General features: G+C 30.3%; 13 protein-coding genes. 6 read left to right on the forward strand and 7 right to left on the reverse strand.

Annotation, left to right across the window (positions count from 1 at the left end; all coding sequences use genetic code 11):
- Positions 1-428: 428 nt before the first annotated feature.
- Positions 429-812: an HU family DNA-binding protein gene (locus ACTF56_RS10280; RefSeq protein WP_438966819.1), complete on the forward strand. Its 384-nt coding sequence runs from the start codon at positions 429-431 to the stop codon at positions 810-812.
- 808 nt (positions 813-1620) lie between these two features.
- On the opposite strand, the gene ACTF56_RS10285 is transcribed toward ACTF56_RS10280, so the two are convergent.
- Genes ACTF56_RS10285 through ACTF56_RS10305 form a run of 5 tightly spaced genes read right to left on the reverse strand, consistent with a single transcriptional unit; the run spans position 1621 to position 6898 of the window.
- Positions 1621-2955, reverse strand: coding sequence for a DUF58 domain-containing protein (locus ACTF56_RS10285; protein WP_438966855.1), 1335 nt, complete (start codon positions 2953-2955; stop codon positions 1621-1623).
- Positions 2956-2960: 5 nt separating this feature from the next.
- Positions 2961-3965 (reverse strand): AAA family ATPase, encoded by a 1005-nt coding sequence (locus tag ACTF56_RS10290; protein WP_438966820.1) that lies wholly within the window; start codon positions 3963-3965, stop codon positions 2961-2963.
- A gap of 12 nt (positions 3966-3977) precedes the next feature.
- Positions 3978-5177, reverse strand: a complete 1200-nt coding sequence (locus tag ACTF56_RS10295) for a DUF4350 domain-containing protein (protein WP_438966821.1) — start codon at positions 5175-5177, stop codon at positions 3978-3980.
- Between the two features lie 3 nt (positions 5178-5180).
- Complete coding sequence (locus ACTF56_RS10300) at positions 5181-5918, reverse strand: DUF4129 domain-containing protein (protein ID WP_438966822.1); 738 nt, start codon at positions 5916-5918, stop codon at positions 5181-5183.
- Positions 5915-6898: a stage II sporulation protein M gene (locus ACTF56_RS10305; protein WP_438966823.1), complete on the reverse strand. Its 984-nt coding sequence runs from the start codon at positions 6896-6898 to the stop codon at positions 5915-5917. Before ACTF56_RS10305 ends, ACTF56_RS10300 begins: the two co-directional genes overlap by 4 nt.
- Before the next feature lie 20 nt (positions 6899-6918).
- On the opposite strand from ACTF56_RS10305, the gene ACTF56_RS10310 reads away from it, so the two are divergent.
- Positions 6919-7659, forward strand: coding sequence for an RDD family protein (locus ACTF56_RS10310; RefSeq protein ID WP_438966824.1), 741 nt, complete (start codon positions 6919-6921; stop codon positions 7657-7659).
- Between the two features lies 1 nt (position 7660).
- Here ACTF56_RS10310 and ACTF56_RS10315 read toward each other — a convergent pair whose 3' ends face one another.
- A complete protein-coding gene (locus ACTF56_RS10315; protein ID WP_438966825.1) occupies positions 7661-9400 on the reverse strand; it encodes a gliding motility-associated C-terminal domain-containing protein in 1740 nt (579 codons plus the stop codon).
- 150 nt (positions 9401-9550) lie between these two features.
- On the opposite strand from ACTF56_RS10315, the gene ACTF56_RS10320 reads away from it, so the two are divergent.
- Genes ACTF56_RS10320 through ACTF56_RS10335 form a run of 4 tightly spaced genes read left to right on the forward strand, consistent with a single transcriptional unit; the run spans position 9551 to position 14138 of the window.
- The gene (locus tag ACTF56_RS10320; protein WP_438966826.1) at positions 9551-10528 is read left to right on the forward strand and encodes a GNAT family N-acetyltransferase; all 978 of its coding nucleotides are present in this window, start codon (positions 9551-9553) and stop codon (positions 10526-10528) included.
- On the forward strand, positions 10525-11631 hold the full coding sequence (locus ACTF56_RS10325; protein WP_438966827.1) for a DegT/DnrJ/EryC1/StrS family aminotransferase: 1107 nt from the start codon (positions 10525-10527) through the stop codon (positions 11629-11631). Before ACTF56_RS10320 ends, ACTF56_RS10325 begins: the two co-directional genes overlap by 4 nt.
- Positions 11622-12632, forward strand: a complete 1011-nt coding sequence (locus ACTF56_RS10330) for a glycosyltransferase family 2 protein (RefSeq protein WP_438966828.1) — start codon at positions 11622-11624, stop codon at positions 12630-12632. The genes ACTF56_RS10325 and ACTF56_RS10330 overlap by 10 nt, the downstream gene beginning before the upstream one ends.
- Positions 12633-12641: 9 nt before the next feature.
- Positions 12642-14138, forward strand: a complete 1497-nt coding sequence (locus ACTF56_RS10335) for an oligosaccharide flippase family protein (protein WP_438966829.1) — start codon at positions 12642-12644, stop codon at positions 14136-14138.
- Here the strand turns inward: ACTF56_RS10335 and ACTF56_RS10340 are convergent.
- Positions 14128-15276 carry a glycosyltransferase gene (locus ACTF56_RS10340; RefSeq protein ID WP_438966830.1) on the reverse strand — a complete coding sequence of 383 codons (1149 nt, stop codon included), beginning with the start codon at positions 15274-15276 and terminating at the stop codon, positions 14128-14130. The two genes, ACTF56_RS10335 and ACTF56_RS10340, sit on opposite strands and share 11 nt — an antisense overlap.
- Positions 15277-15296: the final 20 nt, after the last annotated feature.

The following is a 15296-nucleotide window of genomic DNA, read 5'->3' on the forward strand; positions in this document are numbered from 1 at the left end:
ACTCGGAATTTTTGAAATTTTCTTTTTTGTTGACATATTATTTAATATTTAGTCAACTTTTTTCAGGACAAGACACATTAAAAAAAAAGCTTTGAATGACTTTAATTAAAGCAACAAAAAGCGATACAAATATGAAAAATTAAATTTATATTATTTTACAATCTTAAATCTCGCTAAGCCCAATGAAAACAGTATTTGGCATCTTTTTTTAAGTATTTTTTTTAGTTTTTAAATACTTGATAATAAGCACTTTATATCTTTAAAAAGTGTAAGTTTTTTTCTACTCTTTGTTAAAAATAGTGTCTATTGTGAATAAGTATAGTTACCATATTTTAAAAAACCTTATTAAATTTGTACCAGACAGTTAGGCAATGTAGCGCTGCTTTGTACTAAGTCTAATATTTTTTTATAATTTAATATTGATAATCATGTCAATAAAATTTAAAGTTCTTCAAAGAAAGAACCCTCAGGATTTATTAGCTCCTGAAAAGTATTATGCTGCCGCTATTGGAGACGGCGAAATTGATTTGGATGCGCTTGCAGAAAAAATTGCGTATCAGTGTACCTTAACAGAAGTGGATTGCCACGCTGTATTGTTGTCTTTAGTACACAATGTCAGTCAAGAGTTGAACGAAGGTCGTATTGTACGATTAGGGAAACTGGGCACCTTCCAAGTGGGTATTAGTGCTATGGGTAAAGACACACCAGAAGAGGTGAGTGCCAGCACCATAGTAAAAAGTCGTATTTTATTTCGACCAGGAAAAAAATTACGCAGTGTATTAACCGATTTATCTTATAGAAAAGCAGGCTAGAAACGCATTTTTTTAGGATAAGTTAATGTAAGACTTCGAGTATTCCGGTACTCGGAGTCTTTTTTTTTGCCTTGAAAGGGCTTCAATTCGTCAGGTTAAGTCAATCTACTCGTACGGACGAGTCTTTTAATTCGTGCGGTCGAGTTATAAAATTGATGCGGACCAGTTCAAAAAACTTGTAAAAGGGACTGATGGGCTTACATTTTTCAAAAAAAACAAAGCATTTTTACTTTTTTATGTTCAAAAAATGATTTTAATGCAGTATTTTGTTGCTTTTAGGGCATAAAAAAAGCTCAAAAATACAGGCTAGAAACGCGTTTTTTTGAGCATAAATTAATGTAAGACTTCGAATATTTCCAGATACTCTAACGAATTATGGTGTAAATTTAATAAAATTTGTCGTTTTGTTGCGAAATGTTGTGGTAAATTTTATACTTTTTTATCAATTTTTTTATCATTCTTTTTTTTTAGAAAAATTAATGGTACCATTTTAATGATAATTTCAGGTATTTTTCATTCTGTATTGGGTTCATATTTCTTGTTTTCTGTCATTCTTAACTGGATTCAGAATCACAAATGTGTGCTTAAAAAATTAGGAATCAATTTATTTCAGGCTAAGTCACCAAGTCGCTAAGTTAAAGCCATAATTTCTTTGCGTCTCTGCGTCTCTGCGTGATCTTTCAAAAAATAAGCTAAAATTTTAGAAGCTGAAATGAGTTCCACCTTGACAAGATTGGCGGTTTTTTTACACTTGATTGGTTATGAATTGTTTTTCAAAGGTTTTCAATAGTAAATAGGGATAGTAATCTTATAATATCCCGCGAGCTTTAATCTCCAAATATTTATTAATTACATCCAAAGTCAAATGTTCCGGTTGAGTTAAAACGGAATAAATGCCGTATTTTCTCAATTCGGTTACGATCAATCGTTTTTCAAAATCAAATTTTTCAGCAATTACCTTGTCGTAAATTTCTTGAACGTTTTTGGCTTTTTTATCTTGTAATTCTTTTAGTTCTGAATTCTTGAAAAATACAATTACCAACAAATGATTTTTTGCAATACCTTTTAAATAAGGCAATTGTCTGTGCAAACCGTCTAAAGTTTCAAAATTGGTGTACAAAACAATCAAACTTCGGTGGTTGATGTTCTTTTTTATATCCACATACAACCTTCCAAAATCACTTTCAAAGTAATCGGTTTTTATGTTGTACAAGTTTTCTAAAATCAATTGCATTTGACTGGTGCGTTTTTCGGCAGCAATTCTGTTTTCCACTTTTTTTGAAAAGGTCAGCATACCCGCTTTATCGTGTTTTTTTAAAATTACATTAGACAACACTAAAGTGGCATTGATGGCATAATCTAAAAGACTCAAACCGTTAAAAGGCATTTTCATTACTCTACCTTTATCAATAACCATGTATACATTTTGAGATTTTTCATCCTGAAACTGGTTCACCATCAATTGGTTTTTTTTGGCAGTTGCTTTCCAGTTGATGGTTCTAATATCGTCTCCTTGAATGTATTCTTTAATTTGTTCAAACTCTAACGTATTTCCAATTTTTCTTATTTTTTTGAGTCCAAACTGAAACAAATTATTAGTAAAAGCCATTAAATCATATTTTCGCAATTGAATGTACGACGGATAAGTAGGCACCATTTGATTGTTGTTGAAGGTATATCGTTTGGCCACTAATCTTAAAGGCGAACTTACATATACATTTAGATTTCCAAAAAAATATTCGCCTCTTTCGGTAGGTCTTATAAAGTATTTGTATTGGTCTTTGTCTTGGGTTTTAATTTTACGATACACATTGAAATTTCTCAGTTGAAATTGCAGTGGAATTTCATCAATAATTCGGGTATAAATGGGAAACGTATATTTGTTTTTTATATGAATGTGGATTTCGTTTTCATCACCGTTTGATAATTTTTCGGGTGTTATTCGATGGCCTTCCACCGAACCTTTTACAGCAAACAAAAGCACTATTTCGATACCTGTAAATAAAAGCAATACGTACAAAAGATACCATGTTGCATTGTAAAGCATTGGAAAAAAGTAGGAAACAATAAAGCATGCCAAAATACCTATTCCGAGATAAAAGAACAGGTTGTTTAGATACAATTGTTTAAATAATTTCCACATCATTTTTATCTTGGAATTTCTACTGAATCGATGATTTGCTTGATGATTTCGGTACTGCTAATGCCTTCCATTTCACGCTCTGGTGTAACCACAATTCGGTGTTGCATTACAGGAATTGCTGCCTCTTTAATGTCATCTGGAGTTACAAAATCTCTTCCTTTGATGGCTGCATAAGCTTTGGATGCATTTAAAATGGCTATAGAAGCTCTTGGTGAAGCACCCAAATACAAAAATGGATTTTCTCGGGTATTTAATACAATCTTGGCAATGTATTCCATCAATTGGGGTTCAATAAGTACTTGTTTGATTAAGCTTTGATAGTGGATAATTTCACTTTGCGACAATACCTGTGCAATGGTTGCTAACTTATCCTTATTTTGCAATTCATTTTCTTTTTGAAGAATAGCCAGTTCTTCATTCAAATTGGGATAATCGATGTTGATTTTAAATAAAAAACGGTCCAATTGCGCTTCCGGTAAACGATAGGTACCTTCTTGTTCAATAGGATTTTGAGTAGCAATTACTATAAAGGGTTTGTCTAACACATAAGTAGTGCCATCAGCCGTAATTTGAGTTTCTTCCATCACTTCAAATAAAGCCGCTTGTGTTTTGGCTGGAGCACGGTTAATTTCATCAATCAAAATAAAGTTGGAAAAAATAGGTCCTTTTTTAAATTCAAAACTCGATTTAGACAAATCAAAAACAGAAGTTCCAATAATATCCGAAGGCATTAAATCGGGTGTAAACTGAATTCGACTAAAATCCAAAGACAAGGTTTTAGATAATAATTTGGCTGTAACCGTTTTAGCAACGCCAGGAACTCCTTCCAAAAGTACATGTCCGTTAGCCAAAATAGCTACCAATAGTTGATCAATCATCTTAGATTGACCCACAATTACTTTAGCAATTTCGGTTCTAACTTTTGCAATACTTTCCTGAAGTGGCATTAAATCGATGCGAGCGTTAAAACTTAAGTTGTCGTTTTCTGGTTGTTCTATATTGTTTTCCATAGGTATAGATATTTAGTCTTTTTTAAAATTTTCTAAGGCATTATTTAAATCGATAAGCTCTTTTTCTGTACAATTTTGTTTGTTTCTTAAGTAATTGATTTTAGTAATGGTTGATAAAACCAATTCCTTTTTTATTCCTGATTTCTGATGCAAACGATTGATGAATTTCTCATCTAAAGTAGTGGTATCTAAATAATATTCGTTTCTTATTTTTTCCAAAAAGAAGATGATTTTTTTATCGATAATGTTTTTGTGATCGCCTTCCAAATAGTATAAATTTCCAATGGTTTTAGCAAAATCTACTGTAGTATTTCGCAAAGGTTCTACAATAGGAATGACTCTTTGTTTGCGCTTGGCATTAAAAATCATAAAAATTATAAATCCAAGAATAAACAAATACCAAACCGACTTTAAAGCGGGTTCACTAAAAATATAATCCAATTTGGATTTGCTGCCGAAATTTTTGTCGTAAAATTTAGAAAACCAAAAAACAGTATCTTGATTGATGTAAGAACTTATTTGTGCAATGTATTGACTGTTGTCTTTTTTAAGTAAATTATAATTGGTAAAAGCTATGGGTTGCGAGTGTAAGTAAAAATTACCATTTACATAAGGAATTCGTATAAAATTGGCTTTTAATGATTGATCCATAGCTTTTTGATAACCCAAAATTTCGGTCGTTATAGAATCTGTAAAAGTGAAATAACCCGTTTCAAAATCTTTATCAAAATAATACTCTTTTGGTTTTAAGTTTTTGTTAGTTACCGAAAAAGCAATAGTATCTTGAAAAGCATTGGAATGCACAATGTCAAACTTTAAGGAATCTTTCAAAGCATTTTCAAAACGTGTTGAACTGATAAAAACATCGTTTCCTCTGCTTGCAAAATAAAAAAGTTCGTCAAGAGATGAGTTGTCAATTTCCACTTCATTATCAATGTATAAAACAGTACCTTTTACGGTGTAAGTAGAATCTTCGTAATTGTATTTGTCATCGAAATATTCGTAGGGAGTTGCTCCAATTTTTTCTAGTTTTTGATTTTTAAATAAACCTTCAGCTTCCTTATCAAAAACGTATAAACCATAAGGAATTTTGTCGCTATTGGCATAAGTTGGTTTCCAGTCAATTGGCTTTTGTTTGTTGGCGTCAACCCAAACGGTTCCAATAAAAATGAGAACCAATATAAAGATGTATATTCTGATACTTTTGGGCATAACTTACAGGGATTTAATGGCTTTTAGAAATGAATTTTCTGCTTTTGAAAAGTCGTTTTCGTTTAAGGCAAAATCGCCATACCAACAATATTCATAAATGTAGGAAAGTTGTTTGAACTCCATTTTTAAATCGTAATTGTTGATTTCATAAAAATAATCGGAGTTTGTTTTTTCAATATCCCATTCAATTATGTCTTTGTCTGAAAGGGTTTTTAAGAACCACAAATAATAGTATCGAATTGAAATTCTGAATTCTTTTTCGTTTTTAGATTTTTGAATCAATTGTTTGAAATTGATGGTATGAATGTTTTCTTCTACCAATTCAGAAACATTTATTTTTTTAGAGGAAGTGCCAAAAACCCAACCGCCTTCTTTGTTTATGAAGATTTTTACAATCATAAAAATCACAAAACCAATGATTAAAAAGGCTATAATTTTCATGATGATATTTAATGTGCTTACAGAACCGTTGGCTGTGCCAAAATCAAATAAATCTCTAAAAAAAGCAATTACAATTCTTTTAAAACGTTCCCAAGCCGATAACTTATCAGATGGAATTTCTTCTATCGGATTGTAATTGAATTCTCTTGAATCGTATTTGTCTTTAAATTGAGGTGTAAAATGTTTGGGTTGCACTTCTATTACAACTGATTCTACATCATTTTCAGGAACCGTTAGGGTATCGTTTTGTGCTAAACTAATTCCAACAAAAAATAAAAGGAAGAAAATTATTTTTTTCATTTTTGAGTTAGAGAATTATGTTTATTCACTTTTTTGTAAACGATATAAGGATACACCAAATAATAATAACTGATGGCAAATAGGGTAGATATGATGATAAAAATATTTAATATTCTGGGCATATCTATCGAATATCTTGTAATGAAACCTTCTAAGAATCCTGCCGCTACTGTAAAAGGCATGGTACTGATAAAAATTTTAAAAGTATTTTTAAAACCAATTTTAAAAGAATTTAATCGGGAAAAAGTATTTGGAAACAAGAGGCTTGCTCCTAAGGCAAAACCTGCAGCCGCTTCAATAATCATGGCAAAAATTTCCATAGAACCGTGAATCCAAATGCCACGAACACTTTCCCAAAAAACACCTTCTTTATAAAAAAAGTACTGAAAGGAACCCAGCATGACGCAATTTTCAAACAAAACATAAAACGTTCCAATACCAAGAAAAATACCTAAAAAATAGGATAGAGTACCCACTTTTAGATTGTTGAAAGTGATTCCAATAAAACTTCCCCAATTGCTTCCGGATTTATAAACCGCAACTGGATTTCCGTCTTTAATATTTTCCAAAGACATGTTTACATAGTCGTCACCCAAAACAACACGAACAAATGACTCATCATTTACAGCTGAAATAACACCAATAGAAGTCAGTAAACCAAAAAGTACAAAAGCATATAAAATGTATCTTTTGTATTGATAAACGATTAAAGGAACTTCGGTTTTGAAAAAATAAATAAATTTATTGGTGTCTTCTCTTTTAGTTTTGTAAATCTTTTGGTAGGTTTGTGAAGCTAAATGATTGAGATAAACAACGGTTTTACTTTTTGGATAATACGTTTGTGCATAAGATAGATCATTAACCAAATGAATATACAAACTGGCTAATTGGTCAGGATTTTTTTTAAGTTTACCAAAAATTGCTTGTTCAAATTCAAGCCATTTTTCTTTATTTTGTTTTATAAAAGCAACTTCTCTCATGTGAGGCTAAAATAGAAAATATGAATCAATTATCCATAAATACCACTCAAAATGTTGCCATAAATTTTACAGCAGCATCTGTAGGAACAAGAATTTTAAGTCAACTTCTTGATTTATTGGTCTTTATAGCTTATGCAGTTATTGTTGGTTTTCTTATTGATTATACCAAAATTGATCAAGTTATTGAAAAATTAGATCCTTGGTCGATAGGTGCTATTTATATTTTAATTTTTTCGCCCATTATTTTTTATAGTTTACTATTGGAAAGTATTTGGGAAGGGCAAACCATTGGAAAAAAAATATTAAAAACCAAAGTCATAAAAATTGACGGTTATCAAGCAGGTTTTGGCGATTATTTTGTGCGATGGTTGTTTCGATTGTTTGAAATTTTAATTCCAAATGGAGCAATTGCTTTCTTAACGATTGTATTTAATAAAAAAAACCAGCGTTTAGGAGATATTGCTGCGGGAACAGCTGTAATTTCATTAAAAAACAAAATCAACATCAATCATACCATACTTCAAGAATTGGATGACGCATACGTACCTACCTATCCTTTAGTAATTAAATTATCAGATAACGACGTTAGAATCATTAAGGAAACTTTTGAACTTGCCTTAAAAACCAGAGATTACGGCACTTTAATCAAGTTGAGAGAAAAAGTAATTAGTGTTACAGGTATAAAAAACACCTCAGGAAATGATCATGATTTTTTTAGAACGCTAATAAAAGATTACAATTATTACACACAGAACATGTAGTTTAACGTGTGAGGTATAAGTAACCCGTTAAATCGTCAGGGTAACTGTCATCGTTTAGTTTTAGCACATAAAAATAGGTTCCATTAGGAGCATTTGTATCTATAAATCCTTCTTTAATAGTGCCATCCCAATTGGGTAAATTATTGTTGCCTTGCCAAACTAATTTTCCCCATCGATTGTAAACGAACAATTCAAAGTTTAAGAAAATATCCCTCAAATTTTCTATAAAGAAATCATCATTTAAGCCATCGTTATTGCTAGAAACAAAGTTGTACACTTCAGGAGGACAATTTATTACACTTAAATTAAATGAAGTAATAGCAAAACAATTTTCATTTTCAATTCTGACAAATATGGTCTGTGTTGCTTGTGTAGTTTCGTAATTAAAAGGATTTAAAATAGGATTGAAATGCAACTCTGCATTTTCATAGTTTTCATAAAAACTGACCGAATCGTTTTGTTCCATTTTAACTTCTTCTTCGTACAAAGAAAAATCAAAAATGCCTTTTCCAAAACCGATATTGCAAGTAGTTAAATCTTGTGGTTCGTAAAATTTAGGTTTAAAAAATTGCGATACATTTAACAAAGCAGTATTGTTGGTTTCAACAATTTCATTGACAATACCTATTGAAGTTCCTAAATCGTCAACGGCCAATTTTAATTCAAAATTATTTGGAACTGTTGAAGGTATGCTTAGTATTATTTGACTGCTCCAGCTTTCATTAATTGGAATGGTGACTAGCGTTTCTGTAAAATCAATCAGAACATCATTAGCGTAAATAGCAATGGGCGTATTGGTAGGAAGTTCTTTAGTGGCATTGTAATTTGAAACGGTATAGTCGACCAAAATGGCATTAGAATCGCATTCTTGATTTATTGCATCTATAGTTATGGTAGCGTCTGGCAATTGCGAATTTAATTTGGTCACAACGGTGTTAATCATAACATAATCTTGAAAAGAAGTAAGCTCTATAAGGGCAGAAGTATCTCCAATTTGAATGTTGTTTTCGATGTTGTAAATATCCAAATCCATGTTATACAAAGTAGTACTTCCTGTTATAGAATTTGTGCTGTTAAAAGCGTTATTTTCTGGATTTAAAGGTGGATTACTCAAAACATTTCCGTTAAAAGTCAACGATTCGTTATTGGCAATATTTACATCGCCTTCCCAGGCCACAAAACCTAATTTGGCACCATCATTATCAAAAACATTGATTGAATTTAAGTTGATGGTCAATAAATTTTGTGTTGAAGAAACGACTTGTAAACCGTCATAAATATTCAATTGATTCAAAGGTAAAGTATCATTTTTATAAACCACCACAATGGCCCAACCCGCAAAATTGGTTCGGTTTAAATGATGCAATTCAATAAAAGAACTTACATCTAAATCGGAAACGGTGTAAGTGCCATTGCCTTGATTTTGAATTATTGAAGTAACATCGGCAAAAGCGCTAAAAAAGTTGAATTGCGTGTTTAATACGTTTGAAAAATTTCTTTCCGAAGTTACATCAATATTGTTCAGTTTGATATTAAAATCACCAGTGCCGCAACCCGCCCAATAAATAAAGGCTTTTTCAACAACATCATTAGGGTTTAAAGTCAATGTAGCAGAAGAACTTGTAAAAATAGAAGGCACGGTTTGGAAGGAATTTTCGTTGGGATTCATTGTGTTTCCCACAAAAGTAAAATCAAAACGACCGTTAAATTGATTGTATAACGAGAGATCTTGTCCTTGCATATTTATGATAAATAACAAAGATAAAATCACTATTTTTGAAAAAAATAAAGAAGTATTTTTTTGCAAGGGCATTTAATTTGGATACTAATTTATTAAATTTTAAGTTATTGAGATAAGATTTAACACTATTTAAAACAAGAACTATTTATTTTGAACGGTTTAACGGTAAAACAATACACAAAAGAAGACTTTACGCTTTGGAATAATTTTGTAGCTAATGCCAAAAATGCTACTTTTTTATTTCATAGAGACTTTATGGAATATCATCAAGATCGATTTGAAGATGCTTCATTGATGGTTTTTAAAGGGGTACAATTAGTTGCTGTTTTACCAGCCAATAGCGTAGGAGATGTTGTATATTCGCATCAAGGATTGACTTATGGTGGATTTGTTTTTGGAGACAAAATGAAGCTGAATTTGGCTTTAAAAGTGTTTAGAGCCACATTGTTTTATTTGCATGACAAAAAAATAAAGACATTTCAAATAAAAATGATGCCTTCCATTTATTTCAATTCATTTTCACAGGAGATTAATTATGGCTTGTTTATAGCAAATGCGTCCTTGATTAGAAGAGATACTTTGTCGATCTTAGATTTACAAAAGGAATATAAATTTTCAAAAGACAGAAGACAATGCATCCGAAGAGGCATAAAAAATAATTTGGAAATTAGAGAAGAATTAAATTTTGAGTTGTTTTGGAAAGAAATTTTAATTCCAAATATGAATAAAAAACATCAAGTGAAACCCGTTCATAGTTTAGAGGAAATCATGTTGCTACAACAAAAATTCCCTAAAAACATAAGACATTTTAATGTATATCAGAAGGATAAAATTGTTGCAGGAACCACTATTTTTTTTACTCCAAACGTGATTCATCCGCAATATATTTCTGGTAATTCAGCTAAAAATGAATTGGGTAGTTTGGATTTTTTATACCATCATTTAATTACTGAAGTGTTTAAAGCGTATCCTTATTTTGATTTTGGACCGTCCAACGAAAATCAGGGCAAAAACATCAATGAAGGCTTATTGTTTTGGAAAGAAAGTTTTGGAACTAAAACAGTAATTCAGGATTTTTATGAAGTAGAAACTGCAAATTTTGGTTTGCTTGATACCGTAATGTTATGATAAAATTTCTTGATTTACAAAAAATAAATGCACCATATCAAGATGAATTTCATCAAAAAATGCAATTGGTTTTAGATAAAGGATGGTTCATTTTAGGTGATGAAGTAAAACAATTTGAAAGCGATTTTGCAAAATATACGCATTCCAAATATTGCATAGGTGTTGGTAATGGTTTAGAGGCTTTGGTGTTGATTTTTAAAGGGTATATTCAATTAGGATTAATCCAAAAAGGCGATGAAGTTATTGTGCCAGCAAACACCTATATTGCAAGTGTTTTAGCAGTATTACAAGCAGATTTAGTTCCTGTTTTAGTGGAGCCAAAGTTGGAAACATTTACCATTAATCCAGCGTTAATTCAAGATAAAATCACTTCAAAAACAAAAGCCATTTTACCAGTTCATTTATACGGACAATTATGTGAAATGGATCAAATTTATGAAATAGCACAAAAGCATAATTTATTAGTTGTTGAAGATGCAGCGCAATCTCACGGAGCACAATTCAACAATCAACAATCAACAATCAATAATCTAAAATCAGCGTCAGCCTACAGTTTTTATCCAGGAAAGAATCTTGGTGCTTTAGGAGACGCTGGTGCCATTACAACTAATGATGCGGATTTGGCTAAAGTTTTATTTTCTTTAAGAAATTACGGTTCAGAGAAAAAGTATCACAATGAATTTGTTGGAATAAATAGTCGTTTAGACGAAGTTCAAGCGGCTTTTTTAAACGTAAAATTACCTCATTTAGAAGCAGAAAATAACCAGCGAAAAGTTATTGCCAAGCGCTATTTGTCTGAGATTAAAAACCATAAAATTACTTTGCCTTATTGGGATTTGTCAAATAATCATGTATTTCATTTGTTTGTGATACGAACAAAAAACAGAGCTGCTTTTCAAGAGTATTTAAAACAAAATACAATTGAAACCATGATTCATTATCCCATTCCACCACACAAACAAAAAGCATTTGTTGAGTGGAATACTTTATCATTTCCTATTACAGAAAAAATTCATGATGAGGTTTTAAGTTTACCCATTTCACCACTACTGACTTTTGAGGAGCAAACGTTTATTATTGAAAAAATCAATGCATGGATATAGTCATTAAGTCATTTAATAGGCCTTATTATTTGGAACGATGTTTATTTTCCATTCATCAATATGTCAAAAATTTTGAAGGAACGATTTTCATTTTAGATGATGGAACTCCTGAGAAATACTTAAATAAAATTACAGAAAAATATCCAAAAGTAATGCTTAAAAAATCTAAGTTTTACCCACAAAAAGTTTCGGATATTGAAAAAGGAATTCAACCTAAATCTTATAAAATTCCAATTGATTTATGGTCAGATATTGTGACTGAAGTGAGTGATTATTTTATTTTAATTGAAGATGACACATGGTTTATTGATGCAATTGATGTTTTAGAAATTGCTTCTGAAATGCGACAAAATAATACACAAATTACCAAGCTGTTTTGGTTGGGGAATGAGTATTTAAAACAAAATAAGGGCATTCAAAAAACAACTAATTTAGAACTTGTAAAACCAGATTTATTTACCAAAGAACCCTTTTTCTACAATTTAATTTTCAGAAAGAACTATTTTGAAATCCACAGAAGAATATTGGCAAAATTGAAGATATATACCTTCAAACGTCATATGGCTTATTATACTATTTATGCGGTTGCAGGCACAGTTCTTAACAAAAATTTTTATGCTACTTTGTGGAACAATCATCAAAATAAAGTAGAAGAATCACTACAAATATTGAATGCTTTAAAGTTTTATAAAAAAAATAAAAACAGCACTTTTGCCAATTATAAAAGTGAAGTTTTAAGAACAGGCTTTCAATCTTCTGCAACCAATCAGCATAAAGAACATTATGCAGGTAATATCAATATGTTTCAATTCAATTCTATATTAAATGAAGCTTGGTTGCAGGATAAATTTAATGGAATTGAAGATTTACCTTTAGATATTAGTACAGATAAGATTCAAGAAATTTTAAAAAATGAAGGAAGTATTGATCCGAAAGTTTGGGCATCTTGGGTTACAAGTTTTAAAAATCAGTACCTTTCAATGGGATGTGTAATAGTCTAAATATAATGAATGGAAAATAATACAACCAAAACAACATCGCATCAATCCATACTAAAAGCTACAGGCGTTTTTGGTTTTTTGCATGTGTTTAAGTTATTTATTAGTGTTGTAAGTTCTAAATTTGTTGCTGTCTTTTTAGGGCCAATTGGGATAGGTTTGGTATCACTTTTAACCAATGCCATAACCTTAATTTTATCCATTACTAATTTCGAGTTTTTAAAAACAGGAACTAGAGAAATTGCATTAAATAGTATAGAAAAAGGAGATAAATTAACCAAAACCATTGAAAACTTAAATCGATTGGCTTTAATTATTGGCTTGTTTGGAGCTGTAATTTCAATTGTATTTAGCAAGTATTTAAGTGAGCTTACTTTCGGAAGTTCGGACAAGCAACATTGGTTTTATTATTTGAGTTTTTATTTCATAGTTGCTACTTATTCAAATGCTAGAATGGCTATTTTACAAGGAGTCAATCAAATTAAAACATTAGCTTGGTCTAATATCATTATTGCGTTTTTTACAGCTGTTGGTTCTGTTCTTATTTATTATTATTTACGCCTAGAAGGCATCATTTGGGTGATTTTGTACGCAAGTTGTATTACTCTTTTTGTAACCGTTTATTTTACTAGAACTTATTCTTTCAAGTTAGATTTTTCAGGTTTTAAAAAAGTGTATCAAGAATCTTCTCCTGTTGTTAAATTGGGTTTTGTATTATCCATTAATTTAATATTTGGACAAATTTGTTTCTTTATTATAAGGAGTTATTTGAATGGTGATGGAAATTCAACCAATATTCTTGGTTTTTATGAAGTCAATACCGTAATTATTGTAAACTATTTAGGCTTGATTTTTAATGCCATGTCTTATGATTTTTATCCCAAATTAACAGCTTTAAGTCACGATAATCAAAAAGTTAAAGAATTAGTCAACAGCCAAATGGAGATTGCGATTTTGTTGGTAACTCCAGCCATTGTTTTTTTATATATTTTTGGACCTTTGTTAATTCAATTGCTATACACGAAAGAATTTTTAGCCACTTTTACCATTTTAAAATTAGCATTGTTTTCGGTTATATTAAAGGCAATTTTGACTCCTTTGGCTTATCTTATCTTAGCTAAAGGAGATAAAAAACAATACTTTAAACAAGAACTTTTAGGAGATTTTTTAAATGTAACGCTAACCATTGGTTTATATCATTATTTTGGATTAATAGGCATTGGTTTGGCTTACATTATCAATTATGTTATCTACGGAATTTATGTTTACAATGTGGTGAAAGATAAATATAATTTCAATTATTATACCGAAAATATGCAATTGATTGGAATTAATTTAGGCATTGGAATAGCGTCTATTTTGATTATTTATTTTACTGAAGGTCTTTGGACTTATATTTTACTTTCGATAGTTTTTCTGTTTTCGCTATCTTATTCATTCCTACAATTAAACAAAAGAGTTCCTGTTTTAGATTTTATTTCAAAGAAATTGAAAAAGTTTAAGAAGTAGTTTTCCATTTTTCTAAATACATTGCTGCAATTTTAAGATAATCGTGTTCTCTTTTTACAAATTCTCGTGCTTTTTGTCCAATTGCTGTAATTTTTTTAGGATTTTCAATTAAAAAAGATAGTTTTTCAACTAAATAAGCTACATCAGGTAAGGCATTAATTGCAACTTCATCTTCTTTTAAATGGTAATAGTCTAAAAATTCTGCATCAGCACCAGTAAAAACTACTTTTCCTTTTGCCATGGCTTCTAAAGCATTATACCCTTGATCAAAACCGTACACTTGATCTAATAAAATATGCGCTTTGTTGTAGATTTTGATATATTCATTGTAAGGAATGTTTGTAGTGATTTGAATAGTGACTTTTTCTTTATATTTTTCTTCAATAATTTTTAATGCTTTTTCAAAAAAAGGAACCCCTTTTTTAAAAGAATTTCCAGAATTAATGCCTAAAAAAATATTGATTTTGCTAGAGATATCTAACTCTTTAGTTTCAATTTGAGTCAAATTTATTGGATTTGGAATCATTCCAATATATTTCTGATTTTCTTTCAATGGATTTACGTAATCTAAATCTGTAGCAATAACACCCTTTATTGTATTGTAAAGAAAATTATGAATTTTTTGATGCGTTTTAGTTAAATAAGCAAACATAAATTCATATTGTTTTTTTGCTTCAACAATTCCTTCAAAATAAGCGTTCATTATAGAATAACGTTCCTTTTTTTGAAGCATGTGATTCAAAGTCATAAAATCAACGCCGCTGCATAAAAGAAATATATTTTTATTTTGTTGACTTACTTTTTTTAAAAGATACAACTCTAGTTTTTGTGTGGTTTGAATGGGTGCCTCATTTATCAACTGAACCACATCAAAGTTTTTCAATTTATTCAAATGAAAATAAAAACGAATCCCACGTTCTAGTTCTGCAATATCAAATTTGATGATTTTGTAAATAAGTTTTCTAGGAATGGTACCTAATTTACTTTCACTCCAAACCGCTCTATTGGAATAATCAGAAGGATAATTTTTAAAGCCATCACCATGGTTCACTAAGATTACTTCATGACCCAAAGCAATCAATCCTTCTTTCAAAGAATTGTGTAATCGACTAAACTCACCAACCAGTAGTATTCGCATTTAAAACTTTTATTTTACAT

This window comes from Flavobacterium sp. (assembly GCF_965657075.1).
Taxonomy (GTDB): Bacteria; Bacteroidota; Bacteroidia; order Flavobacteriales; family Flavobacteriaceae; genus Flavobacterium.

What these genes read in the sequence shown, in the direction of transcription:
- ACTF56_RS10280 (WP_438966819.1), top strand. Translation starts at nt 429, where the DNA reads ATGTCAATAAAATTTAAAGTTCTTCAAAGAAAGAACCCTCAGGATTTA.
- ACTF56_RS10285 (WP_438966855.1), bottom strand. Translation starts at nt 2,955, where the DNA reads ATGTGGAAATTATTTAAACAATTGTATCTAAACAACCTGTTCTTTTAT.
- ACTF56_RS10290 (WP_438966820.1), bottom strand. Translation starts at nt 3,965, where the DNA reads ATGGAAAACAATATAGAACAACCAGAAAACGACAACTTAAGTTTTAAC.
- ACTF56_RS10340 (WP_438966830.1), bottom strand. Translation starts at nt 15,276, where the DNA reads ATGCGAATACTACTGGTTGGTGAGTTTAGTCGATTACACAATTCTTTG.
- ACTF56_RS10310 (WP_438966824.1), top strand. Translation starts at nt 6,919, where the DNA reads ATGAATCAATTATCCATAAATACCACTCAAAATGTTGCCATAAATTTT.
- ACTF56_RS10295 (WP_438966821.1), bottom strand. Translation starts at nt 5,177, where the DNA reads ATGCCCAAAAGTATCAGAATATACATCTTTATATTGGTTCTCATTTTT.
- ACTF56_RS10335 (WP_438966829.1), top strand. Translation starts at nt 12,642, where the DNA reads ATGGAAAATAATACAACCAAAACAACATCGCATCAATCCATACTAAAA.
- ACTF56_RS10330 (WP_438966828.1), top strand. Translation starts at nt 11,622, where the DNA reads ATGGATATAGTCATTAAGTCATTTAATAGGCCTTATTATTTGGAACGA.
- ACTF56_RS10315 (WP_438966825.1), bottom strand. Translation starts at nt 9,400, where the DNA reads ATGCAAGGACAAGATCTCTCGTTATACAATCAATTTAACGGTCGTTTT.
- ACTF56_RS10325 (WP_438966827.1), top strand. Translation starts at nt 10,525, where the DNA reads ATGATAAAATTTCTTGATTTACAAAAAATAAATGCACCATATCAAGAT.
- ACTF56_RS10305 (WP_438966823.1), bottom strand. Translation starts at nt 6,898, where the DNA reads ATGAGAGAAGTTGCTTTTATAAAACAAAATAAAGAAAAATGGCTTGAA.
- ACTF56_RS10300 (WP_438966822.1), bottom strand. Translation starts at nt 5,918, where the DNA reads ATGAAAAAAATAATTTTCTTCCTTTTATTTTTTGTTGGAATTAGTTTA.